The organism is Paraglaciecola algarum (genome assembly GCF_021532655.1).
In the GTDB taxonomy this organism is placed as follows: Bacteria; Pseudomonadota; Gammaproteobacteria; order Enterobacterales; family Alteromonadaceae; genus Paraglaciecola; species Paraglaciecola algarum.
Genome location: NZ_JAKGAS010000001.1, coordinates 1 through 26,448 on the forward strand (window position 1 = coordinate 1; position 26,448 = coordinate 26,448).

The 26,448-nt window shown below is 39.7% G+C and carries 24 protein-coding genes and 1 other annotated feature; of the genes, 11 read left to right on the forward strand and 13 right to left on the reverse strand.

Annotated features, from left to right (window positions below):
- Positions 1-303: 303 nt before the first annotated feature.
- The 9 genes from hisIE to hisG all read right to left on the reverse strand — a co-directional run bounded on the left by hisIE (position 304) and on the right by hisG (position 8,739).
- The gene (gene hisIE / locus L0668_RS00005) at positions 304-924 is read right to left on the reverse strand and encodes a bifunctional phosphoribosyl-AMP cyclohydrolase/phosphoribosyl-ATP diphosphatase HisIE (RefSeq protein WP_235310017.1); all 621 of its coding nucleotides are present in this window, start codon (positions 922-924) and stop codon (positions 304-306) included.
- A 148-nt stretch (positions 925-1,072) separates the two neighbouring features.
- Positions 1,073-1,846, reverse strand: a complete 774-nt coding sequence (gene hisF, locus L0668_RS00010; protein WP_235310018.1) for an imidazole glycerol phosphate synthase subunit HisF — start codon at positions 1,844-1,846, stop codon at positions 1,073-1,075.
- Positions 1,847-1,854: 8 nt separating this feature from the next.
- Positions 1,855-2,853, reverse strand: a complete 999-nt coding sequence (locus L0668_RS00015) for a branched-chain amino acid aminotransferase (RefSeq protein ID WP_235310019.1) — start codon at positions 2,851-2,853, stop codon at positions 1,855-1,857.
- Between the two features lie 46 nt (positions 2,854-2,899).
- Positions 2,900-3,640: a 1-(5-phosphoribosyl)-5-[(5-phosphoribosylamino)methylideneamino]imidazole-4-carboxamide isomerase gene (gene hisA, locus L0668_RS00020; RefSeq protein ID WP_235310020.1), complete on the reverse strand. Its 741-nt coding sequence runs from the start codon at positions 3,638-3,640 to the stop codon at positions 2,900-2,902.
- A gap of 47 nt (positions 3,641-3,687) precedes the next feature.
- Positions 3,688-4,305, reverse strand: coding sequence for an imidazole glycerol phosphate synthase subunit HisH (hisH, locus tag L0668_RS00025; protein ID WP_235310021.1), 618 nt, complete (start codon positions 4,303-4,305; stop codon positions 3,688-3,690).
- Positions 4,306-4,318: 13 nt separating this feature from the next.
- Positions 4,319-5,389 (reverse strand): bifunctional histidinol-phosphatase/imidazoleglycerol-phosphate dehydratase HisB, encoded by a 1,071-nt coding sequence (gene hisB / locus L0668_RS00030; protein WP_235310668.1) that lies wholly within the window; start codon positions 5,387-5,389, stop codon positions 4,319-4,321.
- Positions 5,383-6,504, reverse strand: a complete 1,122-nt coding sequence (gene hisC / locus L0668_RS00035) for a histidinol-phosphate transaminase (protein ID WP_235310022.1) — start codon at positions 6,502-6,504, stop codon at positions 5,383-5,385. Before hisC ends, hisB begins: the two co-directional genes overlap by 7 nt.
- On the reverse strand, positions 6,501-7,823 hold the full coding sequence (gene hisD / locus L0668_RS00040; protein WP_235310023.1) for a histidinol dehydrogenase: 1,323 nt from the start codon (positions 7,821-7,823) through the stop codon (positions 6,501-6,503). The genes hisC and hisD overlap by 4 nt, the downstream gene beginning before the upstream one ends.
- 16 nt (positions 7,824-7,839) lie before the next feature.
- Positions 7,840-8,739, reverse strand: coding sequence for an ATP phosphoribosyltransferase (hisG, locus tag L0668_RS00045; RefSeq protein WP_235310024.1), 900 nt, complete (start codon positions 8,737-8,739; stop codon positions 7,840-7,842).
- Positions 8,740-8,826: 87 nt separating this feature from the next.
- Positions 8,827-8,935: a sequence feature (His leader region), on the reverse strand.
- Positions 8,936-9,170: 235 nt separating this feature from the next.
- Here hisG and L0668_RS00050 point away from each other — a divergent pair.
- Together L0668_RS00050 and L0668_RS00055 are read left to right on the forward strand one after the other, a co-directional pair.
- Complete coding sequence (locus L0668_RS00050; RefSeq protein WP_235310025.1) at positions 9,171-9,467, forward strand: hypothetical protein; 297 nt, start codon at positions 9,171-9,173, stop codon at positions 9,465-9,467.
- Between the two features lie 80 nt (positions 9,468-9,547).
- Entirely contained in the window at positions 9,548-10,543 is a 996-nt protein-coding gene (locus tag L0668_RS00055; protein ID WP_235310026.1) for a YeiH family protein, read from the forward strand.
- 78 nt (positions 10,544-10,621) lie between these two features.
- Here the strand turns inward: L0668_RS00055 and L0668_RS00060 are convergent, their stop codons facing one another.
- Entirely contained in the window at positions 10,622-12,469 is a 1,848-nt protein-coding gene (locus L0668_RS00060; RefSeq protein WP_235310027.1) for an arylsulfatase, read from the reverse strand.
- Positions 12,470-12,691: 222 nt separating this feature from the next.
- Between L0668_RS00060 and L0668_RS00065 the strand changes: the two genes are divergently transcribed.
- A complete protein-coding gene (locus L0668_RS00065) occupies positions 12,692-13,354 on the forward strand; it encodes a FlgO family outer membrane protein (protein WP_235310028.1) in 663 nt (220 codons plus the stop codon).
- Between the two features lie 128 nt (positions 13,355-13,482).
- Here L0668_RS00065 and L0668_RS00070 read toward each other — a convergent pair whose 3' ends face one another.
- Complete coding sequence (locus tag L0668_RS00070) at positions 13,483-14,214, reverse strand: FlgO family outer membrane protein (RefSeq protein WP_235310029.1); 732 nt, start codon at positions 14,212-14,214, stop codon at positions 13,483-13,485.
- Positions 14,215-14,223: 9 nt separating this feature from the next.
- On the reverse strand, positions 14,224-14,835 hold the full coding sequence (locus L0668_RS00075) for a FlgO family outer membrane protein (RefSeq protein WP_235310030.1): 612 nt from the start codon (positions 14,833-14,835) through the stop codon (positions 14,224-14,226).
- A gap of 158 nt (positions 14,836-14,993) precedes the next feature.
- Between L0668_RS00075 and L0668_RS00080 the strand changes: the two genes are divergently transcribed.
- The 3 genes from L0668_RS00080 to L0668_RS00090 all read left to right on the forward strand — a co-directional run bounded on the left by L0668_RS00080 (position 14,994) and on the right by L0668_RS00090 (position 16,907).
- A complete protein-coding gene (locus L0668_RS00080) occupies positions 14,994-15,614 on the forward strand; it encodes an HvfX family Cu-binding RiPP maturation protein (protein ID WP_235310031.1) in 621 nt (206 codons plus the stop codon).
- A gap of 97 nt (positions 15,615-15,711) precedes the next feature.
- The gene (locus L0668_RS00085; RefSeq protein WP_235310032.1) at positions 15,712-16,263 is read left to right on the forward strand and encodes an NAD(P)H nitroreductase; all 552 of its coding nucleotides are present in this window, start codon (positions 15,712-15,714) and stop codon (positions 16,261-16,263) included.
- Positions 16,264-16,736: 473 nt separating this feature from the next.
- On the forward strand, positions 16,737-16,907 hold the full coding sequence (locus tag L0668_RS00090; RefSeq protein WP_235310033.1) for a hypothetical protein: 171 nt from the start codon (positions 16,737-16,739) through the stop codon (positions 16,905-16,907).
- 251 nt (positions 16,908-17,158) lie between these two features.
- Here L0668_RS00090 and L0668_RS00095 read toward each other — a convergent pair whose 3' ends face one another.
- Positions 17,159-17,644, reverse strand: a complete 486-nt coding sequence (locus L0668_RS00095; RefSeq protein ID WP_235310034.1) for a VOC family protein — start codon at positions 17,642-17,644, stop codon at positions 17,159-17,161.
- Positions 17,645-17,766: 122 nt separating this feature from the next.
- Here L0668_RS00095 and L0668_RS00100 point away from each other — a divergent pair, with 122 nt between their 5' ends.
- The 5 genes from L0668_RS00100 (at position 17,767) to L0668_RS20805 (ending at position 26,431) form a co-directional block, all read left to right on the forward strand.
- A complete protein-coding gene (locus tag L0668_RS00100) occupies positions 17,767-18,654 on the forward strand; it encodes a LysR family transcriptional regulator (protein ID WP_235310035.1) in 888 nt (295 codons plus the stop codon).
- A 384-nt stretch (positions 18,655-19,038) separates the two neighbouring features.
- Positions 19,039-20,016, forward strand: a complete 978-nt coding sequence (locus L0668_RS00105; RefSeq protein ID WP_235310036.1) for a DUF1852 domain-containing protein — start codon at positions 19,039-19,041, stop codon at positions 20,014-20,016.
- A 64-nt stretch (positions 20,017-20,080) separates the two neighbouring features.
- Entirely contained in the window at positions 20,081-21,139 is a 1,059-nt protein-coding gene (locus tag L0668_RS00110; RefSeq protein WP_235310037.1) for a methionine synthase, read from the forward strand.
- A 95-nt stretch (positions 21,140-21,234) separates the two neighbouring features.
- Complete coding sequence (locus L0668_RS00115; RefSeq protein WP_235310038.1) at positions 21,235-22,119, forward strand: LysR family transcriptional regulator; 885 nt, start codon at positions 21,235-21,237, stop codon at positions 22,117-22,119.
- A gap of 265 nt (positions 22,120-22,384) precedes the next feature.
- Positions 22,385-26,431 carry a S8 family serine peptidase gene (locus tag L0668_RS20805; RefSeq protein WP_349815620.1) on the forward strand — a complete coding sequence of 1,349 codons (4,047 nt, stop codon included), beginning with the start codon at positions 22,385-22,387 and terminating at the stop codon, positions 26,429-26,431.
- Positions 26,432-26,448: the final 17 nt, after the last annotated feature.

The following is a 26,448-nucleotide window of genomic DNA, read 5'->3' on the forward strand; positions in this document are numbered from 1 at the left end:
TTAAAGACGTAGTAGCGATGGCGATAGATGTTTTAACTATTTTCAACATGGTTAAATTCTCTTTTTAGTTAAGTTAAATGGATTTGTTTGGAAGTGATGTTTGCTTCCGATGTGTGTATTAAAGCTCAACTAATTTGATTAAAAAATCTACGTGTGAATACTTAGGTATGTGAAGTGATAACTAACTATTTTGAGATGATGAGTATGAGTTCTGGGTAGTTAAACCGCATTCACAGTTTTAGAAACTAAAAAAGCCGCAAAGCGGCTTTTTCATAATAGATGTTATCTTCTAACTAGTGTGGCTTATTTAGCGTGGCGTTTTTTTAAAACGTTAACTACATCAGACAAATTTAAATCACTGGCTTGAAGTAAAACTATTAGGTGGTATAACAAATCAGCTGATTCATTTTTTAGTTCTTCTAAATCTTTAACCGTAGCAGCTAGGGCTGTTTCAACGCCTTCTTCACCGACTTTTTGGGCTATACGTTTAATACCACTCGCATACAAGCTTGCCGTATAACTTGAGTTAGCATCTGCACCTTTACGTGAGGCGATAACTTGTTCCAGTTCAGCAATGAAACTGACATCAGCAGATCCACTAGCAGCCCAGCATGTTTCTGTACCTTTGTGACAGGTTGGCCCTACTGGGTTAACTAATGCCAATACACAATCGTTATCACAATCAACGCTAATCTCTACTAAGTTTAAGCTATTGCCGGACTCTTCACCTTTGGTCCATAACCTTTGCTTAGAGCGACTAAAAAAAGTGACTAACTGAGTATCTAAGGTTTTTTCAAGGGCTGCTTGGTTCATAAAACCTTGCATTAATACTTTGCCGCTAACCGCATTTTGGACAACGCAAGGAAGCAGGTTATCCATTTTTTGCCAAGCCAAGTCAGCCATGTTTTGTTTAGTAATAATCATCTTAATCTCTAATAATGTTTTAGCTACGAGCGTAAAGCGTTTGAACCACAGAGGTCACAGAGCGCTTCGCTACACAGAGGGGAAGAATGTTAAGAGTTAAATTTTTATTTTCTCTGTGCACTCAGTGTCCTCTGTGGTGAATATTTTTTTAGTTTCTGATGGCTATATTTTGTGTGCGTAAATAGGCTTTCAATTCTGGAATTGGAATAATGCCTTTGTGAAATACAGAAGCGGCTAGGGCGCCATCTACGTCCGCTTGTTCAAATACATCTTTAAAGTGAATTGATTCACCTGCACCACCTGAAGCAATCAAAGGTACTTTGCATGCGGTGCGAATAGCGCTTAATTGGGCTAGATCGTAACCTTTGCGCACGCCGTCTTGGTTCATGCAGTTTAATACAATTTCTCCAGCACCACGCTCTTGTACTTCTTTTACCCAATCAGCGGTTTGCCAAGCGGTGACTTGGGTTCGGCTTTCGTCACCTGTGTATTGATGAACTTGGTATTTACCGGTTTCTTCATTGTAGAAACTGTCTATGCCTACTACCACACATTGTTGGCCGAAGGTGTCATGTAATCGGGTAATTAACTCGGGGTCCGCTAAAGCAGGAGAGTTGACTGAAATTTTATCAGCCCCCATCTCTAGGATCTTACCTGCGTCTTCAACGGTCTTAATGCCACCTGCTACACAAAATGGAATATCTATCACTTGTGCAATACGGGTTACCCAGCTTTTGTCCACGACTCTTTGATCACTCGAGGCGGTAATATCGTAAAAAACCAATTCGTCAGCACCTTGTTGAGCGTACTGCTCAGCCAGAGGAACTATGTCGCCGATGATTTCATGGTTACGGAATTTAACCCCTTTTACTACCTTGCCATCTTTTACATCTAGGCAAGGGATAATGCGTCTAGCTAACATAAATAACCTTATTTAACCTGAGTTAACCAATTATGATTGTCAGGCGCCTTGCCCCACTGAATATCGTTCAATGCTTGACGTAACTTTTGTGTGGTTGGGCCTAATTCGCCAGTGCCAACTTGGTATTCTTTATCGTTATGGATAAGTGTTCCTACAGAAGTGAGAACCGCTGCAGTACCAGCTAAAGCCGCTTCAACATTCGGTTTAGCTGCTCTTTCTAGCAATTCGGTAACGGTCAAGTCTCGCTCAGATACTCTCATACCTAAATCAGCTGCAATTTGTAGGATTGAACTACGGGTCACCCCGTGTAAAAAGCTAGAATCCAAGGCTTTAGTAATGATTTCGTTGCCATCTATTAATAAGAAGTTTGCTGCGCCAGTTTCTTGTACATCGCCATTTGGACAGAAAAGAATTTGATCAGCTTGAACCTGTTGTTTGGCTTTTAAAATAGGACCTAATGCACTGGCATAGTTACCACCACTTTTGATCATACCCATATGTGGAGCACAGCGCATACCTGTTTCATCCAACAGAATACGTAGAGGTTTAGCGCCTCCGGCAAAATAGTCGCCTACCGGAGAGATTAGTACATATAACATCGAACTTAAGCTTGGCGCTGCAGCTTTACCAATTGCCGCTTCAGTCCCAATATGAGTAGGACGAATGTACATTGACCCCGGAGGCTCTGGAATATCGTCTATGTATTTAGCCAAAATTTGCAAAATCATGTCAGACACTCGAGTTTGGTCAATTTGTGGTAAATGTAATAACTGGCTGCTTTGGTCGAAACGGTTGACGTTTTGATCCATACGAAACACGTGTACGCTACCGTCTTGATGTTTAAAGGCTTTTAGCCCCTCAAAACAGGTACTTGAGTAATGTAATACGTGTGCACCAGGGTGCAACTGAATGCTGTCTGAGGATACAATTTCTGCATCACTCCACGCATTGTTTTCAAATTGACTTAATGCCATTTCGGGCATAAACACTGAACCAAAAGCCGCCATTATAATTTCCTAAGCCGTTGTATTTTAATACTAATAAATCTTGTTTTTATTGAGCGCTGTTCCAGCATTCAATTGCTTGTTCTACGGTGAATTTACCTTCAAGTAAGGCTCTACCTAAAATCACACCACTTACATTAGTGGGCTTTAACACGGCAATATCGTCTAAATTACCTATGCCGCCAGATGCCTGCCAACCCACAGTAGGGAAACGCGCGGTCATTTCTGTATAAAGCTGATGATTTGCGCCTTGTAAGGTGCCATCTCGGCTTATGTCTGTGCATAACACATGTTTTGCACCTACTGATAAAAAGTCTTCTAGCAGAGCTTCAATGGATACACCAGAGTTTTCTTGCCAGCCATGGGTGGCGATAAACTTGTTACCCGACTCGTCAATATTGATATCAAGAGCCAGTACAATGGCTTCTGGGCCATATTTAGTGATCCAGCCTTTGACTAATTCAGGCTCTTTAACAGCTAGAGAGCCAATCACCACTCGTTTTACACCTATGTCTAATAATTGTGCCACATCTTGTTCACTGCGAATGCCACCACCTGCTTGGAATTGCATGCGGTTGGTGGCGACCATTTTTCCAATGAGCTCTAATTGACGTTTACTAGTGTCTTTTGCGCCGGTCAAATCAACTATGTGTAACCACTTTGCACCTTGATCTGCGTAGTTATTGACTACGTCAACTGGATCAAGTTTGTATTCGGTTTTTTGTTCGTAGTCGCCTTGATATAAACGAACTACTGAACCTTCTATTAAATCAATTGCTGGAATTATCATGTTTGCTCTTAATTGTTTGTTTTTAGCTAGCTATTTATCTTGTTAATTTATAGCTGGATAAAGTTTTTCAATAATTGTGCCCCAGCATTGCTCGAGCGTTCAGGGTGAAACTGCACCCCGAAGAAGTTGTCTTTATGGATCCCTGCTGAAAAGTCCATACCGTATTGGCAACTCGCCATAGTATGCTCTGAAATTCCAACCGCAAAGCTATGCACAAAGTAGAAATAACTATTGTCATCTAAGCCTTTAAATAGCGGTGCATCACCTACAGGTGTCACTGTATTCCAACCCATATGAGGTAGGCGTAAATCACCCACTTGCATACGTTTTACTTGGCCGGGGATAAGGTTTAAACACGGCGTATTATCAGACAAACTTTCTTCTGATGACTCAACCATAAGCTGCATGCCTAAACAAATACCTAACACAGGTTGAGTTAGCTGTTGAATACTGGCCACTAGTTGTTTTTGTTTGATGCTAGCCATAGCTGCATTTGCACTGCCTACACCGGGTAGAAATACTTTGTCAGCTTTTTGGATGATATTCACATCATCACTTACCTCAACTTTTACACCTAAGTGTTCAACTGCAAATTTTACCGATGAAATATTGGCGCAGCCAGTGTTCACAATCACAATTTTTTGATTCATTTTTATATCGCTCATGCAGTCTATTTAACTACAGCGCTCCTTTACTACTTGGCAAAGCTTCACCCTGTTTGTGGATGGCTTGACGTAAGGCACGGCCAAATACTTTAAACAAACTCTCTACCTGATGATGGGCGTTGCCTTCAGTGGTTGATAGGTGTAGAGATAACCCCATGGCTTGAGCGATTGAATAAAAGAAGTGCTCAACCATTTCAGTGGCCATTTCGCCCACTTGTTCGCGAGTGAAAGTCGCATCAAACTTAAGGTGCGGGCGATTGGAAATATCTAAAATACATTCAGCGCGGCACTCATCCATAGGCAAAGCAAAGCCAAAACGGCCAATGCCCCGCTTGTCACCTAGGGCTTTTTTCATGGCTTCACCTAACGCCAGTGCAACATCTTCAACACTGTGGTGGTCATCAATATGTAAATCACCATCACAGGTTAGGTTTAATTCAAAACCGCCGTGAGTGGCGATTTGATCTAGCATATGATCGAAAAAGCCTAAGCCTGTTTCTATGGTAGATTTAGCACTTGAGTCTAAATCGACTTTCACTTGGATGTTGGTTTCAGAAGTAGTACGCACCACAGAAGCCACACGGCTTGAGGTTAACAACTGTTTTTGAATGGTATGCCAGTTGTTGCTTTGTGGATTATATTTGATCCCCACTATGCCCATGTTTTCGGCTAATTGAATGTCGGTGTCACGATCACCAATCACAAAAGAGCGAGTGAAATCGACTTTACCTTGTTGCAGGTAGTCTTTAACTAAGCCTAATTTAGGTTTACGACATGAGCAGTTATCGGCATCAAAATGTGGGCAAATAAGTACATCATCAAACACCACGCCTTGACTGGTAAATATGTCCATCATTTTATCGTGAGCTAAATCAAAGTCAGCTTGTGGAAAGCTATCTGTACCTAAACCATCTTGATTAGATACCATGACTAAACGAAAACCAGACTGTTGTAGTTTTAATAACACTGGGATCACATTTGGTTCAAACACTAACTTCTCTAAGGTATCGAGTTGTTTGTCAATTGCTGGCTCTTCAACCAGAGTCCCGTCACGATCGATAAAAAGAATAGGTTGGCTCATGATTGATTTCCTGATTGTTGATAAAAGCTGGTAATTAAACCTAGCAATTGTTGATTTTGTGCTGAACTGCCTACTGTAATGCGTAAACAATTAGCTAAATTTAGTTGTTTAGATTGGTCGCGAATAAACATTTTGTGGCTAACCAAATAATTCATTAATGCCTGTTTTTGTGCGGTTCTAAACAGAATGAAGTTGGCATTGTCGTCGCCCACTAACTTAATGTCGCCTAGTGAAACTAAGCTTTTCTTCAACAAGTCTTTTTCTGTTTGAATAGCAGATACTTGCTGTTGCATAGTCAATAAACCCTTTTCACTTAGTGCTTGTGCGGCAATTTGTGCCACTGGCTCAGGCATAGGGTAGGGTGCAATGACTTTTAGTAAAGTATGAATCACTTCTTCATTTGCTATGGTAAAGCCACATCTAAGTCCAGCCAATGCAAAGGCTTTTGATAACGTACGTAGTACAACTAAATTAGGATATTTCGCTAACTGAGATGCCCAAGTATTGTCTATATCAAATTCGATGTAGGCTTCGTCAACTACCACTAGTGCAGAGTCGATAAAGTGGTTTAATACTTGTTCAATTTGTTCTGCGGCGACTGAAGTGCCTGTTGGATTATTCGGCGAGCAAATAAATACTAGGTTCACTTTGTCTTTGAAGGTTTTTATTGCTTCCAGATCTAAGGAAAAATCAGTGTTAAGCGGTGCTTTGTGAATACCTATATTGCAGGTCTCCGCACTTATTGCGTACATACCGTAAGTAGGTGGACAAATTAGAATATTGTCTTGACCTGATGTACAAAAAGCTCGGATCAATAATTCTATACCTTCATCAGCCCCGCGACTCACCAACAGTTGTTTGTGGTTGACGCCTGCATATGCCGCATACGGATTAATGACCGCACTTGGTTGGCAATCAGGGTATCGATTAAATAAATCACTCTTTACTGCAAAATCATTGGCATAGGGGGATTCGTTGGCATTTAGCCAAACCGGCACTTGTTCGTCTTGAGTGTTATCACTAGCGGCAAACAAACGCCTTGCTGACTCATAAGGTACTAAGGTTTTTAAATTTTCACATACCAATTTATTGATTAATTGACTGACAGGCTGACTCATGAAGCATTACCGCCTTTATTTTCTGCGCATAAATCACTTTGTAAGCGTAAAGCTACAGCTTGTCTGTGAGCGTCTAAACCTTCAGCATCAGCTAAATCCATAATCGCATCACCAATATTTTGTAATCCTAGGTAACTTAACTCTTGTACCGTGTAGCGGCGCATGAAATCAGCTAAACCAAGGCTTGAGTAATTACGAGCATAACCATAAGTAGGCAAAACATGATTAGTGCCGCTGGCATAATCTCCAGCCGACTCTGGTGACCATTGACCAACAAATATAGAGCCTGCATTGGTGAGTTTATCTAAACTTTCCCGAGCGTTTTCTATTTGCACAATTAAGTGCTCAGGGCCATAGCTATTGCTTACTTCAAAAGCTTGCTCAATGTTGCCGGTTAAAATATAACGGCTATGTTGAATAGCTTGTTGGGCTATATCTTTGCGGCTTAGAGTGGCTAATTGAGCTGATACTTGTTGTTTGGTGGCTTCGATTAACGCTTCACTATCAGATACCAATACAGCTTGCGAATCTGCACCATGTTCTGCTTGAGATAATAAATCAGCAGCAACGTAAACAGGATTCGCGTCTTTGTCTGCGATCACTAATACTTCTGACGGACCAGCAGGCATGTCTATAGCTGGGCCAGCTGGGATTCGACTCACTTGTTGTTTAGCTTCGGTTACAAAACTATTACCGGGACCGAAAATTTTATCCACTTTAGCTATGGAATCTGTACCAAGGGCCAGTGCGGCAATGGCTTGTGCCCCACCGACTAAATAAATTTCATCAATGCCGCACAACTTGGCTGCATAGCGAATTTCACTGGCAATTTGCCCATCTTTATTCGGAGGTGTACATAACACTTTACGAGCGCAACCTGCTACTTGCGCTGTGGCCCCCAACATCAAAACAGTTGATGGCAAAGGTGCTGTACCACCTGGGATATATAAACCAACAGAGGCAAGCGGTGCATGTTTTAATTCACACACCACGCCTGGTGCTGTTTCAACTTTCACATCTTGTGGATATTGCGCCTGATGAAAGCTTTTAATGTTAGTGTAAGCTTGATCAATGGCTTTTTTAACTTTAGCCGATATCAAGCCTGACACTTCTTCAAGACTAACTTCGTCAAATTTTACACTTGTCAGTTTTGCGCCATCAAACTTTTCAGTTAGTGCTAAAAGTGCTTCATCACCTTGATACTTAACTTGCTCAATGATGTCAGAAACAATATCACTTAACTTTTGATTATCGGCCATAGCTGGGCGACTCAATAAGTTTTGTTGCTGTTGATTATTCAGTGTTGACCAAATTTGCATTGTGTTGCCTGCGTACCTATTTCATCATTTTTTCGATTGGCATAACCAAGATCGAACTACAACCAAGAGATTTTAATTTCTCCATAGTTTCCCAAAACAGTGTTTCTGGGCTGACTACGTGGATAGCCACGACATCTCCATTGCCCGCTAGAGGTAGTACAGTTGGCGTTTCTGAACCTGGTAATAAACTTTTTACTTGTTCTAGGTAAGCCTTTGGTGCGTGCAGCATGATGTATTTGCTTTCTTTAGCTTGAGTCACACCGTCCATACGAGGTAATAAAGTATTAATAAGCGCTTGTTTTTCTTCGCTTAATTTACCTGCTTGCTGGATTAATACGGCCCGAGATACAAAAATTTCGTCGGCTTCTTGTAAGCCGTTAGCTTCCAATGTGGCACCTGTTGACACTAAATCACAAATTGCGTCAGCAACACCTGCACGAGGCGCCACTTCAACTGAGCCGGTCAACATGACTGTACTGGCGTTAATGTTTTCTTTTTTGAAGAAACGTTCTAACAAATATGGATAAGTAGTGGCGACTTTTTTACCTTGTAACGATTGAATACCTTGGTAATCCATTTCGTTTGGTACAGCTAAAGATAAACGACAGCCTCCGTAATCTAGTCTACGTAATTCTTTATATTCAGCTTGTTTGCCAGCGGCTTGGCGTTCTAACATTTTTTCTTCAAGCTCGTTTTGGCCGATGAACCCCATGTCAACTACACCGTCCATTACTAAACCAGGAATGTCGTCATCACGAACTAACAACAAATCAATGGGTTGATTAGTAGAATGAGCTATCAATAAACGGTCACGAATTTGTAATTTAATACCTATAGCTTTTAACAGTGAAATACTGTCGTCACTTAGGCGTCCTTTTTTTTGTACTGCAATACGTAGTCTTTTACTATCACTCATGATGAATGTGTCCCGTTTAATCTTGAATTTGTTAATTTAACCCGGTTGACCTAACCAATACTTAGATCAACATTAAGCCTTTAAATGAAAAACCCCCGAAAGTTGCCTTCCGAGGGTTGAGAAAATTTTCTGCACCGCCAGAAGGTTCCACACACCTTCCAGCCAAAACCTGAAAGGTTAAGCTTTATGGTGATGGACGACTTGCAGTGTAATTTTCAAAATTTTGTTCATTCCAATTAGTGTGAAGTACTAAAAAATAGCAACATCAATTTATGGCGCATACATTATGCAATCGGCCCGATTAATGCAATGAAAAATGCCAAGAAAGTTAGCTATTTCTTACAATTAAATCGACTATGGTATGTTGAGCTTGTATATTTTGAATTATCTGCTCAAAAATAGGTCAAAATTTGTAAAGGAGGTTAAAAGTTATGACCAGTGATTTATTGTTTTCTGTATTGCCTCGTGAAGGTAAAGTGCCAATTAAACAGGATACGCAGAAAGTTGAAAAAGTAGACAAACAAAATAAAATGAAGTCTCTTAGCGATGAGGAGCAGGAATTACACCTTGAAGAAAGGGAAGCCCGTCAACAGCAACAAAAGCAGCAAGCTAAGAAAGAACCGGAAGAAACACCAACTGAAAACACTGAACAAGAAGCTGAAAAGCCTGATGAACCTAGCAGTAAGAAAAAACCAAAAGGGCCCAAACATCTAGATATCTATGTTTAGGTAATCAAATTTGCGATAGTCTTGTTTTTCGTTGGTCTTTTAATTCATTCATTTTCAAATACTAATGGTATCCAGAACTAGTGCCTAAATTTACCTCAGCCTTAATCAAACCTTATTTCCCTGGCCTAGTCGTTTCAGTCATAGTGGGATTAGCTGCTTTGTTTTTAAGTCAGCATTATGGCGCTCCGGCCATGTTATTTGCTTTATTGTTAGGTATGGCTTTATCGTTTCTGTATGAAGATACCAATTGTAAAAAAGGTATCGAATTTACCTCAAGTCATATATTACGTTTAGGTGTGGCTTTATTGGGCTTAAGAGTGGCATTTGGTGATTTAGCGGTTCTAGGGTGGCATACCGCACTTCTGCTATTGGGTGCCATTATTAGCACTATATTTGTCGGTATTGTTTTGTCTAACTTACTTGGGCTACAAAAGCGTTTCGGTGTGTTAACCGGTGGCGCAGTCGGCATTTGTGGTGCGTCCGCTGCTATGGCCATTTCAGCGGTATTACCAAAGGCGAAACACAAGGAAAGAGATACCTTATTAACCATCATTGGCGTGACGGCTTTTTCTACCACGTCCATGATTTTGTATCCAATGATTGCCGCTAGTTTAGGGTTAAGTGCTACAGACACCAGTATTTTTTTGGGTGGTACCATTCATGATGTTGCCCAAGTCGTAGGTGCGGGCTATTCGGTATCAGAACAAACTGGCGATTTAGCGACCTTAACGAAATTGGTCAGGGTCGCTTTTTTATTACCTGTTGTCCTGTGTATTTTGCTGGTGATTAAAATGAATTTAAATAAGGATGTAGGTGGAAAAAGTCCTGGGGTACCAGGGTTCTTAATCGCTTTTGTAGCCTTAATGACCTTAAATAGTTTAATCACCATTCCTGAGTTAGTTACCAAAGTCGCGACTGACTTGTCCCGTTTTGCGTTAATGATCGCGATTGCTTCAATTGGCATGAAATCCAATCTAGGCCAATTAAGAACGGTAGGCATTCGACCAATTATTTTGATCTTTTTAGAAACCGCTTGGATAGCTGGCGTGATACTGATGGCTTTACCTTATTTGTAGAAAGGTGTCACTACCTGTTACTTTGTGAATGTTTAGAACAAAAACATAGGTAACAAGAAGTGGCGTTGATTTTGTAAATTAGCTTGATGATTTAATCGGTTTTAAATACATATAGTAGGCACTTAAATCTTGGCCTTGGGTATGTAAAATACCTTCAATATTATGTAAGCCCTTTCTTAAGTTGACTTCAAATGTTGCCACTTTTTGTTGTTGCGATATTTTTTGTATTTCTTTGTGTTGGCCTAACACTAATTCAACACTTTCAACTTTTATCGCTTTGGCAGGACGTTTGTATAAGTCAAAGTTTTGATCCAGTTTTACCGCACTAAAATCCTTTTGGTAAATATCGCCAAAGCTTAGCCCTGACTCTTTTGGCCAGCGGCTGAATTCAACTTGATAGTTTCCTGCTACTTCAACATCGATATGCCAAGCGCCTCGGTTACGCACTCCTGCTCGCACATGAGCTTGATCATAGGTAGCAATATCTCCGTACCAGGCTTGCGAAGTTAAGGTGATTTCAGCTTGTTTAGTTGGATTGATCACAGTGGGGGAGAGGCGTTGGTGTTTTGTCACGTCAGCCCACCAATCTTGATAAAAAGATTGTAATTCTTGAGCTTTTTCTGGGTATTGTTTAGCAAGGTTATGACTTTGTGTTGGATCGCTCACAAGGTTATATAACGCTTTTCCAACCAGTCTCCACTTGTCTTGCAGTACAACATAGTCTTTGTCTTTGATTAACGAACCGTCACCTAAAGGTTTACCAAATGCGGCTTGGTTGTGGATCACCATTTTACGCTTGGCTAATCCACTTTTTTTATCAACTAGCAGTGGTTTAAGGCTGCTACCATCAAACTTCACTGGGTGAGGTGTTTCCAATTTTAACAAATCGATTAATGTCGGTAATACATCAATTTGTGCCGTTAACTTATCTCTTGTTTGATTACCGACAAAACCACCTTTAGGCCAATACCAAAATGAAGCTGCTCTGTGTCCTCCTTCAAATGCTGAGGTTTTTCTTCCACGCATATTGGCATTATACCCTCTATCTGGTAAGCCATTTTTACCACCGTCAAATCCTTTGCTGGTGCCGTTATCGGTCATATAAATAATTAAGGTGTTTTCAGCTAATCCATTGTGTTTTAAGAAATCTCGTAATTCGCCAACATTATTATCAATAGTTTCGATCATGCCGTAAAACCTTGCACGAGTTTCCGGTACCCCTTTTTCTAAATATGGCTTGAAAAACTTTTCTTCTACATTAAACGGCCCATGGGGGGCATTTGCTGCAAGGTAGATAAAAAATGGTTGGTGTTGGTTTTGAGTTTGCTTGATAAACTTTTTGGCTTGGTTAAACCAAACATCAGTGGTGTAACCTTTAGTCTTGACTGGTTTGCCGTTGTCGAAATACGTATCGTCGAAATAGTCATTATCCCAATAATCAGGTACTTCTCCGGCCACCCCTCCTGCGTGAATAAATGATTGGTCAAATCCACGGTCCGTGGGTCTAAATGGGTAATTGTCACCTAAGTGCCATTTGCCAAAAATAGCTGTGGAATAGTCATTGGCTTTAAACACATCTGCCATAGTCATTTCTTCTTTGTACAAATGGTTTCGGCCAGCGAAAGTCAACCAAACGCCAACTCTGGTGGAGTATCTTCCAGTCATGAGGCCTGCTCTAGAAGGTGAACAGGTTGGGTCAACATGAAAATCTGTCAATTGAATACCGTCGGTGGCTAGTTTATCTAAGTTAGGCGTTTTGATGACGGGGTTACCTGTGATGGAAAAGTCACCATAACCTTGATCGTCAGACAAAATAACAATCACATTGGTTTGGTTGTTAGTCGATGACTGTTGGTGGTGAGCAGAGATTGTTGGTTGGCTAAGAAGGGCAACAACAATACTAAAAATTATTACAGGTATTTTCATAATAAGTACGAACGGTTAACAATTTACAATGAGGTAATTGTATGCGTAAACATGTAACATTGTATATAAATTAGGATGATTTTATGGCCATTAAATTTGTCGTTATATAATTGATTGAGACTTAATTATATTGGCTTATATATTGCTAGATATAAAATACAGAGAGTATTTTGTTAGAAAATAGTCAAGTACAAGTCGTTTATTGGTCAAATGGGACTTCACATGAAGAGTTCGTTATTAAAAATTGTTTCACCTCCGTTGTTACTATTAACGTTATCTAATTGCAGTAGTAATCTTTTTTCGGTTTCGATTGAAGATAAAAATGTATGTATTAGTAACAGTGGAGAATCCATTCAATGTGAGTCTGTCAGCCAAAGTGAGTCGCATAAAAATGCTTACACTCCTCCTGAAGAGCCAGCTGCAGATGCTTTAACCGACCCAAGTCTGTTTCGAACAGGATTACATTTTAACTTGTTAAATGATTATGTGGAGCAAATGGCTTTGGATATTCGCCAGGATTTGTCGGAAACCAGATTAGCTTTTCCCATAGCAGTGGCATCTTTTGTTCATTTAGATTCCAGTTTGACCAACACTAATGTACTAGGTAACCAAATTGCTGAACATTTTATAACTGAACTTAGAGATATGGGGTTGGCCGTGAGTGATCACAAAATAACTGGTCGATTACAAGTTACCCCGCGAGGCGATTTTGCCTTTTCTCGTGATGTTGAAAAGTTAAAAAACTCACAAAATGTAGGCTATGTATTAACTGGCACTATGACCAAACAAATGAATGGCACCTTGATAAATGCTCGTGTAGTGGGGCTTACATCTAATATGGTGGTAGCGTCTAGCTCAAAGTTAATACCCAATGTAGTGTTGTAAACCATCAGTTTATACCATTCTAAGACGAGATTTATTAAATAAAAAGGCCGCTGTGATTTAACACAGCGGCCTTTTTATTTGTCTTCAAGTTTTTATTTGTTTTAAGTTAAGTTCAGTTTTGATTAGTGTTATTGACTCACTAACTTAATACCGTCTACTAAGTTGTTGTTAAGTAAAGAGTTAGCTATGTCTGCAGGTAAAAATCCTTGAGCTGAAGCCACAACTGCTTTTGATTCAAACCCAACTATGCGGGCATTAACCAACACACCACCTTGCTGTTTAGTCAATGTGCCTAATAGTACATAATCAGCTCGAACATCCGCTTTTAGTTCCAAAAAATCACGACTCAAAGCAAAGTCACCGGTTTTGGTAATTCGGATATAATCGGTGGCTTTATAATCAATAACTGGAATACCAAATTTATGAATTTCATGAATGAAACTTTCAGCTATTTGATTACCCAATAAATTGGATGCAGAAAAATCACTATCTAAATATACAAAGCTAGTCACCATCATAGGTGTGGTTTGATTTACATATTGTAAATTGGATACTAAGTCTTGCATTAACCCACGAACATAATGATTCACATTACGGTTTTTCGGGTTTAGTTTATTCATGGCGTAAGCGTTAGGCTCTCCGCCATTTTGGCTGAACTTGTGTTTATAGTGGTTTTGAAAATGAGCACTGGCTTCAAGAGGTTGCATATTGTCAGTATCATCTGAATTTAAAACCTGAGTTTTTCCCGTTTCCATCTGTTTTTGATGGCTATTAAACTCTGAATTAGACGCGTTTGGATCGAGCCCTGCACAGCCATTAAGTAAAACACTCAAACAAAGAGCGAGTTTGCATAATTTCATTGTTTTCTCCTAATAGGCGCTACGATAAATTTGGCTATTTTTGAGCGTCACTTTTGAACTACTCCACATGGTATCGTTCGGTATATAGTCTGTCGCAGCGGCTAGTACAATATTGTCTGGCAGTTGTACCAATCTAATATTCACTATGGTGCTATTTTCTTGTTTAGTATAAGTTCCGGTTAAAAAATAGTCGGCAGATATGTTCTGATTTAAGTCGTTCACGTCTCTGCTTAACATCTTATCGGCAGCAGGCGTAATTTTTATAGTTGGCATGGTTTTGTATTCCACAACTTGTAAGCCAGCTTGAGTGGCGAAGGTCATTAAACTTTCTTGAATTTGAATGCCTAACATTTTCGCTTGGGGCAATGAATCGCCGCTATCTTCTACTGCCGGTAAAATTGTGCCGACAGCTACCGTTCGCACATTGTCAATTAACTGTGAGCTACTTAATAATTGGCGAGCTAATTTTTCCACATGTCTGTGTAACGTATCTTGTTGGTGGAAGTTAGCTTCTTGCTGGTAGGTATTCGAGTTAAGGTTATCGTTAGAACTTCCCCAATCCGATAGTACACACCCAGATAGTAATACAGAGAAAGACAAAACCAATAATGAATAACGCATAGTGAGTTCACACTTTATTAAAATATTGCTTTTTGAAAAGCAATATAAGTGCCAAGGAGAATAGCTTAAAGCCGGTAATTTGAGGTTTTCACTTTTTGGTCGAAATGTTTTGGCCTATTTGACTATCTATATAAACCTAGAGTTTTATCGGAGTTGTTATGAAGGTTTTTCAGTTTTATCAAAGATCACACAATATATTAAACAAAAGTCGAAGTTTTGAAGGGCTTGCACCTTTATTAATTCGACTATATCTAGCCCCTATTATGTTACAAGCAGGGTGGAACAAATACTCACACTTTAATGATATTGTGGATTGGTTTGGTAATCATGATTACGGGCTTGGTTTGCCATTTCCTGCTTTGATGGCATTTCTAGCGGTAGCTGCTGAATTAGTGGGTGGTGCGTTATTACTTGTAGGTTTGGCCACTCGTTGGGTGTCGATACCTTTAATGGTGACTATGCTGGTGGCTGCATTTTCAGTACATTGGCCAAATGGCTGGGCGGCAATTGCCGATGCGAATAGTTGGATGTCTAATGGCGTTCTCATGTTAAATGAAAATGTCATGAGTGCCCCAGAAAAATTAGACATGGCTAAAAACCTTCTTGAAAAGCATGGTAATTATGATTGGTTGACTTCTAGTGGCAAATTTGTAGTACTGAACAACGGCATAGAGTTCGCTATAACGTATTTTATTATGTTGTTGTCTTTGTTTTTTACTGGTGGTGGTAAGCACACCAGTATCGATTATTATTTAGCTAATCGATACTTAAACAAATAACCTGAAAGTGATATAAAGGCTTTTTGTGCTTTTGGGTTTATTTCGTTGCTACAAGTGAATATCATAATGGCAATTAAAATTGTGTAAAGGTAAAGTCATGCAGGCGTTAGATTTATTATTAAATAGAAGCTCTCAACCCAGACTACAAAGTCCAGCGCCTAAAGGACAAGTATTGGAAAATATTATGCAAGCCGCTTTGCGAGCGCCAGACCATGCAGCTTTAACCCCTTGGCAATTTATTGTGTGTCAAAATCAAGGTTTAATTAAATTGGGTGAAATATACAAACAAGCCGCAATTTCAGGAAATAAAACTCAAAAAGACATAGAACGCGCCCCGCAACTTCCAATTCGAGCACCTATGGTGATCGTGGCTATTTCTAAATACACAGAACACGCTAAAGTGCCTTGGGTTGAGCAGGTGGCTTCTACTTCTTGTGCTGTGCACAGCATGCAAATGGCGGCTTTAGCTCAAGGGTTTGCAGGTGTATGGCGAACTGGATTTTATGCTCAAGATGAACATGTAAAACAAGCACTAAATTTGCAAGAAAAAGATGAAATTGTGGGCTTTTTGTATTTAGGTACAGCTTGTACAGAAACACTGCCTAAACCAAGTAAAAACTCAAACGATTATTTTGAATTCTGGAATTAGTCTTAGCTGTTATAAGTAAAGCTCTGGCGGTAATTGCCTTAGTAAATAGGTATTTAAGGATGGCTAAGTCAGCTTTACCTATTGACCAGTTAGTCAAAAACAGTTGCTTATTGTAACTATGTACTTTATAGTGCTTAACGGTTTGTACAACCTCTCTCAATACAAACCTTCGATGTTATGTCTTTCCTTGATCCAGTCAGCCAGCATTAAAACAAAGTAATCAATAGGTTAAGTCTATTTGAATTACATAATAACAAGCTGAATTATTGTACGGCGAAAAGTGAGCGTTAAGCACTGTGGTAGTTAGCCCCTAATAGGCAGATAAACTTACCAGTGTCTCCTTAGTAAAACCTTATTGCTTAATTAAGCCTTATGCTTAGTTAAGAATCTAGGCAGTATCGTCAACACTGTAGTGAAGCTTATTGAAAAATAAGATCGGGTTTGTACCTGGTCATTTTAAAGTGAGTTTTATTATGTCTTATACATATAACGGAACACAGATCCGAGTGAAGTGCCCTGTGCATCAAATTTCTGTGAATAAACAAAAAGTGGTATTTGCTGATAAGTGTGGCCAACAAATGAATACCTTTGCAAATAATACTGAAGCCAAACAATTTGTTGATTGGCTATTAAATATACATTAACAGTCCCTAATAGATAAGCTTGTTAAATGTAGCTGCGGTTAACGAATATGTTTAAATTAGCTCCAAGAAAATAAGCTTATTTTTTAGTGAATTGGTATCGGTTTGAGTATATCAACGGCTATTATCGACCAGTCAATGTATAACAAAGATAGATATTAATCCGGATGAGTTTGGATTAAAAATTAAGTCAAACCTATAACAAATGGTAGTTTTTATGAGGGCAGGTTTTAATCTGCCCCATAATTTAATTATCACGCATAATCAGACGCGTATGTTTCTTCATAGGTATGGGAATAAAGTTCAAAAAGGTTACCAAATGGGTCTTCTAAATACACCATTTTGGCCGGTTTGTTATCATCTTGAGGGTGATAGCGCATTACATCCATTCTAACCTTCCCACCAAACTCTTCTGTCTTTTGCATCACAGTTTCAAAATCATCTGTTTGTAAACAAAAGTGGAATATGCCTAATCTCGAAAAATCAAGATCATGTCGCTCGGCTCGATCTTTCATTTCAAATAACTCAACGCCAATACCATCTGTTGTGACTAAATGGGCAATATTAAAGCCCTTAAAACCTTCGCCAAAAACAGCGATACACATTCTTCCTATGGCAGATTCTCGTTCTTCCATCACCTTAGTGTTGTTCATGATAATTCTTAGACCCAGTACTTTAGTGTAGAACTCCAATGCTTGATCCATTTCTCCGACCATAATACCGACATGATTCATTTTCATCGCTTGCTCCAAATATTGGTTGTTAACAATTTATAAGATGGAGTTAGTTTATGAAAATACTGTTATTACATGAAATTATCATTAATAATTAAAATGATAATATTTTGTTATGTAGGTGATTCGTGTTGAACCCAGTTTGGCTGCAAACATTCGTGACCCTAGTGGATACAGGTCACTTTACTCAAACCGCTGAAAAACTATTTATGACTCAGCCAGGTGTGAGTCAACATATTAAAAAGCTTGAACAAGTGTGTGGCCACCCATTAATAAAACGAGAAAATAAATCTTTTGAGGTGACAGAGCAGGGACGTTTGGTATATCACCACGCTAAAAAGTTAGTCTCAAATGAGCAAGCTTTATTAGAACAATTAGCATTTGACGATCCTTATGCTGGAGATTGCACCTTGGCATGCACTGGCGCGGTGGCTTTATTTTTATATCCTAAGTTACTGACTCTTCAGGTTCAACATCCTAATTTAGTTGTAAGGCTCAAAGCGGCGCCAAACCATCAAGTATTGACCGACATTAAACAAGGCATTATTGATCAAGGCATAGTGACAGATATTCCTAATCAAAGTCTTTTTGATGCTATAGAGTTAGGTAAAGAAGAGTTGTGTTTAGTAGTACCGCTGAACGCACCCACTAAAGTCAATAAAGCACAATTGTTGCAACATTTAGGATTGGTCTGCCATCCAGACGCAGAACACTATTTGTCTTTGTATATCGCACAAAGTAAAGATCAAGAGCTAAAACAGCTCGATATTAAAAGTATTCCAGAGGTTGGGTTTATTAATCAAATCAGTCAAATATTACAACCCATAGTAAAGGGGATTGGTTTTACTGTGTTACCTAAAAGTGCCCTAGAGAGCTTTCATGATGTTAAACATTTAAAGGTGCTAACCCCCCAGCATCCAGTTATTGAAAGATTATATTTAGTCAAAAAGAAAAACCGCTTATTGCCGGCTAGATATGAAACTCTTAACTCAGTTATCGAAAGTGAATGGCGCTAACACAATTAACTTTGAAGTTTGTTAATAGCTTCCTTCCCCTCTATTAACCACCTTTTCCTACCAAGCTAAATTCATCGCTGAGATGGCCTAGAATTACATGTATGAATATTGTTCATGTGTTGATGAAAAATAACCATTTTTATTCATGATAGTAAGCCAGTATAAATATCTACCTACTTTTAACTTTGTACCAATTACATAAACCGAATTCTGGATAAGTAACCTTTAGGTTAATTGTTAAAAAATAAACTAACTGGCTTATGCCGATCGGTATTACCACAAAAGTAAGCGAGTGATTGAATAAGCGATTTATTGCCTAAGGGCAGTTGAGTTAACCAGCAATAAAAGCGACTGTTATTTTAGAGAATTGGAAACCAGATGAGCATGAATAAGAATTTTACTTTTACAATTAAGAACATAAGTCTGGATGAAAACTATCATCCTGCAGACAATACACGTATCACCACCAACTTTGCGAACTTGGCCAGAGGAGAAAGCCGTCAGCAGAATTTGCGCAATGCGTTGAAGATGATCGACAATAAATTTAATGCTTTGGCCAATTGGGATAACCCTAAAGGTGACCGTTATTCTGTTGAGCTTGAAATTATTACGGTTGATATGGATATTGAGAACATTGGGCAAACTTTTCCGTCAATCGAGGTATTGAAAACTAATATTGTTGACCATAGAACTTATGAGCGTATTGAGGGCATAGTTGGCAATAACTTCTCATCTTATGTGCGAGATTATGATTTTAGTGTGTTGTTGTCTGAGCATAATAAAGGTCAAAGCACATTTAGTGTTCCAGATGATTTTGGCGAGCTACATGGCAAGCTATTTAAGTCTTTTGTTAATTCAAAAACCTATAAGCAAAACTTTACTAAATCCCCAGTGATTTGCCTGAGCGTGTCTGACAATAAAACTTATCATAGAAGCAATAACCAACATCCTTTGTTAGGGTTTGAATATCATGCAAATGAATCATCTTTAACGGAACAATATTTCAAAAAAATGGGCCTACAGGTGCGTTATTTTATGCCACCTAAAAGCGTGGCACCTTTGGCTTTTTATTTCTTTGGTGATTTACTGAATGATTACACTAACCTTGAGCTGATAAGCACAATAAGCACAATGGAAACCTTCCAGAAAATTTATCGACCTGAAATTTATAATGCCAATGCCGTTGCCGGAAGTTGTTATCAACCTAATTTACAGAATAGCGATCACTCATTAACTCAAATCGTTTATGACAGAGAAGAGCGCAGTAAGCTGGCGATTAAACAAGGAAAATTTGCCCAAGAACATTTTATCAAGCCCTATCAGACTGTGCTTGAGCAGTGGTCTGCGAATTGCTCTTTATAATTGAATACTCTTTAGCAAATAATAAACAATTAAAAATCAAATAATATATATAGCGGCGTTATTTATGAAAACAAGTACTAACAACCCCCATCCCGAAACACAAATATTATCTACCTCAACAGCTGGCAGCTTGCCTAAACCCGCGTGGCTAGCACAACCGGAAGTGTTATGGTCACAGTGGAAGCTAGAGGGAAAAGAGTTAATAGACGGTAAACACGATGCTTTACGAGTGTCTTTGCAAGAACAGCAGCAAGCTGGGATTGATATTGTCAGTGATGGTGAGCAAACACGTCAACATTTTGTGACTACCTTTATCGAGCATTTGAATGGTGTAGATTTTGAAAAACGCCAAACCGTTAAAATTCGTGATCGTTATGATGCGAGTGTGCCGACTGTAGTCAGCGCTATCACTCGTCCTAAGTCTGTGTTTGTAGAAGACGCTAAATTGCTTCGTCAACAAACCTCTCAGCCGATTAAATGGGCGCTACCAGGCCCAATGACCATAATTGATACACTTTATGACGACCATTATCATAGCCGTGAAAAACTAGCCTGGGAATTTGCCAAAATCCTTAATCAAGAAGCCAAAGAGTTGGAAGCTGTTGGGGTGGATATTATCCAATTTGATGAGCCGGCATTTAATGTGTTTTTTGATGAGGTTAATGATTGGGGCATGGCTTGTTTAGAAAGAGCCATCGAAGGACTTAAGTGTGAAACCGCAGTGCATATTTGTTATGGCTATGGCATTAAAGCCAATACAGATTGGAAAAAAACACTAGGCTCCCAGTGGCGACAATACGAAGTTATCTTGCCTAAATTACAAGCATCTAATATCGACATTGTATCTTTAGAATGCCATAACTCCCGTGTTCCCATTGAGCTACTAGAACTAATTCGAGGCAAAAAAGTCATGGTCGGCGCCATAGATGTGGCAACCGATACCATAGAAACGCCAGAGGAAGTGGCCAATACCCTAAGAGAGGCGCTCAAGTATGTTGATGCCGATAAACTTTACCCTTGTACAAATTGTGGTATGGCACCATTGTCTCGTCATGTCGCAAGAGCGAAATTACAGGCCTTAAGTGCCGGTGCTCAAATAGTTCGCACAGAACTCTGCGCCTGAAACCTTGCTCAAGCCAATGCAATATAGTGATATGATTGCATAAATTGAATAATGGATGTTTTTCATCATCAAAACTTAAAATAGGAACATAACGGATGTTGGAGAGGATCCATTTAGAAATACTCAGCGCAATAAAAGAGCATGGCACCCTGACAAAAGCGGCTGATTCGTTACACTTATCTCAATCTGCTTTAAGTCATAGTATCAAAAAGTTAGAGAGCCAAGTCGCGACGCAAATATGGAAAAAAGAGGGGCGCAATCTACGCCTTACCGCCGCAGGGGAGCGTATTCAAACCTTGGCTAGTCGAGTCTTGCCTCAATTTTCACATACCGAATTATTATTAAGTCAGATAGCCAAAGGTGAAGCAGGGGCTCTGCGAATAGGTATGGAGTGCCACCCTTGTTATCAATGGTTACTCAGAGTCATTCACCCTTATTTACAGCGCTGGCCAAATATTGACATGGACGTAAAGCAAGAATTTCAATTTGGTGCCTTAGGGGCATTACTTAGCTACGAAATTGACGTGCTGATTACGCCCGACCCGCTGTTTAAACCTCAAATAAATTATATTCCGGTGTTTGGTTATGAACATAGGCTTGTGGTTTGTGCAGAGCATAAACTGGCTGATCAAGAGTTTGTCTTGCCTGAACAATTAGCTCAAGAAGTTTTGTTTAGTTATCCCGTTGAGCCACTTAGGCTGGATATTTTTAGCCAATTTCTTAACCCTGCAAAATGTTCGGTCAAGAAACACAAAAATATAGAAACCACTGAGATCATGTTGCAAATGGTCGCAGCTAACCGCGGTGTGTGTGCCTTGCCAGGTTGGTTAGTAGATGAGCACGCAAAGTCAATGCCCATCAAGAGTCTGCGTTTTGGAGAAAAAGGCATTAATAAACAAATTTATGTGGGTATTCGTAACAAAGAACAACAAATTGAGTACTTAATGGATTTTATTTCTCAAGCTAAAAAAACTAAGTGATTAACACAAGTTACACCACCGCTTCAATTACACAGCCTTGTTTTTCGCCACAACAATGACTATGCCGGCCGATACATTATTAGGTTTGATTGTGATGTTTTTTAATTAGATGGTTATTGTTTATCATTCTATTAATTTCTTTAGGTTACAAATTATTACATTCCGTTACGAATTGCTGAAGTTTAGAATCTTCTTCTAGGTACCATCAAAAAACTAATTTATTAAATCGTTTCTAACAACGGTATAAAGCAGGGAGTTAATCGTAGTGGTTGGATCTTTTGTAAAGCGCTTAAATAGTCGTAGTGTATTGATTTTTATTGGTTTAGTTTTAACATTTAGCAGCTATGCTAACACACCGGCATCGCACAGTACCGGTGGAGAAATTGACAAAACCAAGTTAAAACAACGTTATATTATTCAGCTAGAAGATCCTGCGATTAGTACCTATTTAATCAATTCATCCAAATCAAAACAAGCACTTAATAAAACCTCAAAACAGTCAAATTTAGTAAAATCTTATAGAACTAAGTTAATTACTAATCAACAAGGTTTTATTCAAACATTGCGTTCTTCCATACCAAATATGGCTGTTCATGCCAGTTATCAGTCTTTATTAAACGGCTTGGCTGTTAGCGCCACCCAAGATGAGGTGACTAAGTTAGCTAAAACCCAAGGTGTGAAAAAGATTTATCCCGATCGACTACGTTATGTGCACCTTGATCAATCTCACAATTTAATTGGCTCTACAGCAGCGTGGCAGGAGATTGGCGGGCAAAGTGAAGCGGGCAAAGGCTTAAAAATTGCGATTATCGATTCTGGTATTCGTAACGACAATCCTATGTTTTTTGATGATGGATTCAGCGCACCGGATTTATCGAACAATAGTTATTTAACAGAGAACCCTGATTATTGCCGCGCGAGTGATGGCGATCCTGAATTTTGTAATAACAAGATTATTGTAGCGAGATGGGTCGATCCCTTTGCGCATGCATTAATGGATAATGAGTCGGGGCAATTAGGGATTGTCAATATCGACCCCAATGAACATATGTCACCTTTAGGTCATAACCGACATGGTAGCCATGTAGCAGGTATTGCTGCAGGTAATCCTGTACAAATCGAATATCAAGGGGTACCTGTCACCCTTTCTGGGGTGGCACCAGGTAGCTATTTGATGATTTATAAAGCGCTTTTTTCATCCCACGGCAGTACGTTTGGCTCGGATAGCATGTTACTTGAAGCCTTAGAACATGCAGTCAATGACGGCGCTGACGTTATTAACAATTCATGGGGTTCCTATGCCGCCGAACAACCAGAAGATTCTGTTTATGCTGATGTTTATGCCAATGCTGAGTCCTTAGGTATTACCATTGTTAATTCTGCAGGCAATTCTGGTATTGTCGAAGGAGGCAGTATTAATTGCCCTGGTTGTATCGAATCGGGGATCACCGTGGCTAATACTATGCACGGTAGGTTTTTTGGACACAGGATCACAGTAGATAATACCAGCTTTATAGGAGTGCAAGGCGAAGCAGCTGCTTTGCCAAGTGATTACAGTCTTTCTTTGCGGGCATACAGTGAAATAGGTGCAAATTTTACTGGTGCTTGTGAGTACCCTTTTAATGAACCTACCTTTGAAAATGCAGCTGTGTTAGTCAATTACCTTGGAGACTGTGATTTAAGTAGAGTGGTTGAAAACGTCAGATTAGCGGGCGGCGACATGGCTATTATTTATCAATATGCAGTAGCTGATACTCAAGCTCGTAGCCCATTTAAACCTTATGAACTCGATTATGCTATTCCGGTGTTAGGGGTATCCAGAGCAACCGGAATTGCTTTATCAAACAAGTCTCACTCTAGCCAAGCTATCATCAACATAGACGCCAGTACGAGTAGTTATATTGACCCTGATTTTTTCGATATCGTCAATTTATCAAGCTCAATGGGACCAAATAAAAATCCTAATGTGTTAAAGCCAGATTTGGCTGCGCCAGGTACTCATATTCTTTCTGCTTCTGCTCCGGTTGTAGAAAATATACCGGATCTGCCTGGCTTACCGGGTATGCCTGATCCCATCTCAACACCCGCTGAACCTCAAGAGCCAAGCTATATTGCGATTTCTGGTACCAGTATGTCGTCGCCTCACGTTGCTGGCGCGGTGGCATTGTTAAAGCAAGCCCATCCAAGTTGGAATACAACACAGATTAAATCAGCACTCACTTCAACTGCTTATCACAATATAACGGCGGCAGGTGAACAAGCTACGCCTTTCAATATCGGATCAGGGCGAATGCAAATAAATGCAGCTATAAATGCGGCATTGACTTTTGATAAGGTGTCTTACGCTAATGCGGCTTGTATTGGCCAATGTTATTTTAGAGATAGATTGCAAAATATGACGTCATCGGCAGGGCAGTGGTATGTATCGGTAGAGCTTGATAACAATGCCGCTATTGCAAGTGTCAACCAAGAAAGCTTCACGTTAGATGCACATGGTGAAACTAACGACAGTGCTGAATTTGAAATTAAATTTACGACTACAGATGTTGAGCCTGGTACTTGGGTGTTTGGGCGTATAGTTTTGAGTAGTAGTACACAGCCAGAACAACATATTGCGGTGGCCATTCATGCTAACGACAATGCAGATAACAGCGCTTTAAGTACCAGTGCAGATGCGACTAATCCTAGTGATGGCATTATTATGCATACTAAAGTGAGAAACTTTGATTTTACGACTTCACCTGTTTTGACCATTACATTGCCGCCAAATGCAAGTCTAATCACTAACAGCGAGCAAGCAGACTTAGTCAGAGGACAAACAGATGAATTTGATTATCAACAACAAAGCAATCAACTAACTTGGAAAGGGCAGTTAGAGCAAGGTGAAATGACGTTAGCACCTCAAGAAGCTTGGGGTAACCAGTCACTTGATTCAATGGGCGTGCCAGCAATAAGTTGTGATGGTAGTTGTAGCGATTTTAGTCAAGTAATTGAATTTGATTTTGAGTTTAATGGAAAACAATACTCCCAGTTAATCTTGTCGAGTCAAGGGTATATTGTGGCGGGTGAAAACCAATCTAACTTGTATAGCGCTCAGCGTTTTCCGCAACCAGATGAAGTAAACAATATTATTGCGCCATTGTGGGCCCGTTATATTTATCAGCAACAAAATAATGAAGACGAATTTCCAGGCTTTGAAGCACCAATCCAAGCTAACAACAGTGCTATACGTCAGACCGTGCGTACTATTGATGGTCTGGAGTATTTAATAGTGGAGTGGGATTCGGTTAAAACCTACCTCGTCGATGACAATGGTGCGCCGGCTCCTGAGTATACGTTTCAAGTAATAATCCAAAAAAATAGCGATAATATTTGGTTCAATTATTTATCTATTCCCAGCATGCCCCAGTTTGCAAGTATCGGTGCAGAAGACAGCGAAGCCTTGGTTGGTGTGGATTATTATTTTAATGGCGAAGGAACGCCATTACCCAATCCACTGCCAGAAAACGGCTATAGCCTAAAACTTGAAACTCAAGCAACTGGCGAAGCAAATATTTCATTTGCTCTTGCATTAGAGGATGGGCAAGGCTCAACAAATATAGATGAGTTCGATATTGTGGAAGATACACAAGTCGAACTTGATCTATTGGCCAACGACAGAGGCTCTGTAGATATTAAGGTAGATGTTGAATTAGAGGCAGGGATTACCCATCAAACATCGCGTTTAATAAAAGCGTCTAATGTTTTAACTCTAGACTCTTCAAGCCTAGAGATAACCCAACAACCCGCTAATGGCACTGCCTCTGTTAGTCAGGGCAAGGTTATTTACACGCCTTTAGATAATTATGCTGGGGCAGATGCGTTTTATTATCGTGTTGCGGATGACAAAGGTGTGTTGTCGGTTGCCACTGCGGTAGAGCTTAATATTGTGAATACTAACGATGTACCAGTAGTGAGTGTCGAGCCTAATTCTGAAGCCCGTGCTGGGGAAAGTGTGACCTTAGTGGCCACTGTAACTGATCCGGATGACACAGATATCCAACTCACTTGGCGGCAAACAGCAGGTACAATAGTGGAGTTTGAGCAACAAGGACAAAGCTTAGTTTTCAGTTTACCTAGTGATTTTGATAGTCAGCAATTAATCTTTGCAGTGTTTGCTAGTGATGGTGAGTCGCAAAGTGAAGAGGCCACAACCAGCATAGATGTGAAGCGTATAAATGGCGGTGGAATTGGGCTGATGAGTATCTTTTTAACCCTAATCTTACTAAGTCGGTTGGGCTATAAATTCAATAAAGTAAGGGCTATCACCTAAGCAATGGAGTCAAGCTA

Bases quoted from the DNA above. Each gene is read 5' to 3' on its own strand.
- L0668_RS00060 (WP_235310027.1), bottom strand. From the start codon at position 12,469: ATGAAAATACCTGTAATAATTTTTAGTATTGTTGTTGCCCTTCTTAGC.
- hisC (WP_235310022.1), bottom strand. From the start codon at position 6,504: ATGAGTCAGCCTGTCAGTCAATTAATCAATAAATTGGTATGTGAAAAT.
- L0668_RS00115 (WP_235310038.1), top strand. From the start codon at position 21,235: ATGTTGGAGAGGATCCATTTAGAAATACTCAGCGCAATAAAAGAGCAT.
- L0668_RS00110 (WP_235310037.1), top strand. From the start codon at position 20,081: ATGAAAACAAGTACTAACAACCCCCATCCCGAAACACAAATATTATCT.
- hisA (WP_235310020.1), bottom strand. From the start codon at position 3,640: ATGATAATTCCAGCAATTGATTTAATAGAAGGTTCAGTAGTTCGTTTA.
- L0668_RS00080 (WP_235310031.1), top strand. From the start codon at position 14,994: ATGAAGGTTTTTCAGTTTTATCAAAGATCACACAATATATTAAACAAA.
- hisF (WP_235310018.1), bottom strand. From the start codon at position 1,846: ATGTTAGCTAGACGCATTATCCCTTGCCTAGATGTAAAAGATGGCAAG.
- L0668_RS00095 (WP_235310034.1), bottom strand. From the start codon at position 17,644: ATGAAAATGAATCATGTCGGTATTATGGTCGGAGAAATGGATCAAGCA.
- hisIE (WP_235310017.1), bottom strand. From the start codon at position 924: ATGATTATTACTAAACAAAACATGGCTGACTTGGCTTGGCAAAAAATG.
- L0668_RS00075 (WP_235310030.1), bottom strand. From the start codon at position 14,835: ATGCGTTATTCATTATTGGTTTTGTCTTTCTCTGTATTACTATCTGGG.
- L0668_RS00065 (WP_235310028.1), top strand. From the start codon at position 12,692: ATGAAGAGTTCGTTATTAAAAATTGTTTCACCTCCGTTGTTACTATTA.
- hisH (WP_235310021.1), bottom strand. From the start codon at position 4,305: ATGAGCGATATAAAAATGAATCAAAAAATTGTGATTGTGAACACTGGC.
- L0668_RS00085 (WP_235310032.1), top strand. From the start codon at position 15,712: ATGCAGGCGTTAGATTTATTATTAAATAGAAGCTCTCAACCCAGACTA.
- L0668_RS00105 (WP_235310036.1), top strand. From the start codon at position 19,039: ATGAATAAGAATTTTACTTTTACAATTAAGAACATAAGTCTGGATGAA.
- L0668_RS00090 (WP_235310033.1), top strand. From the start codon at position 16,737: ATGTCTTATACATATAACGGAACACAGATCCGAGTGAAGTGCCCTGTG.
- L0668_RS00015 (WP_235310019.1), bottom strand. From the start codon at position 2,853: ATGGCGGCTTTTGGTTCAGTGTTTATGCCCGAAATGGCATTAAGTCAA.
- hisG (WP_235310024.1), bottom strand. From the start codon at position 8,739: ATGAGTGATAGTAAAAGACTACGTATTGCAGTACAAAAAAAAGGACGC.
- L0668_RS00050 (WP_235310025.1), top strand. From the start codon at position 9,171: ATGACCAGTGATTTATTGTTTTCTGTATTGCCTCGTGAAGGTAAAGTG.
- hisD (WP_235310023.1), bottom strand. From the start codon at position 7,823: ATGCAAATTTGGTCAACACTGAATAATCAACAGCAACAAAACTTATTG.
- L0668_RS00070 (WP_235310029.1), bottom strand. From the start codon at position 14,214: ATGAAATTATGCAAACTCGCTCTTTGTTTGAGTGTTTTACTTAATGGC.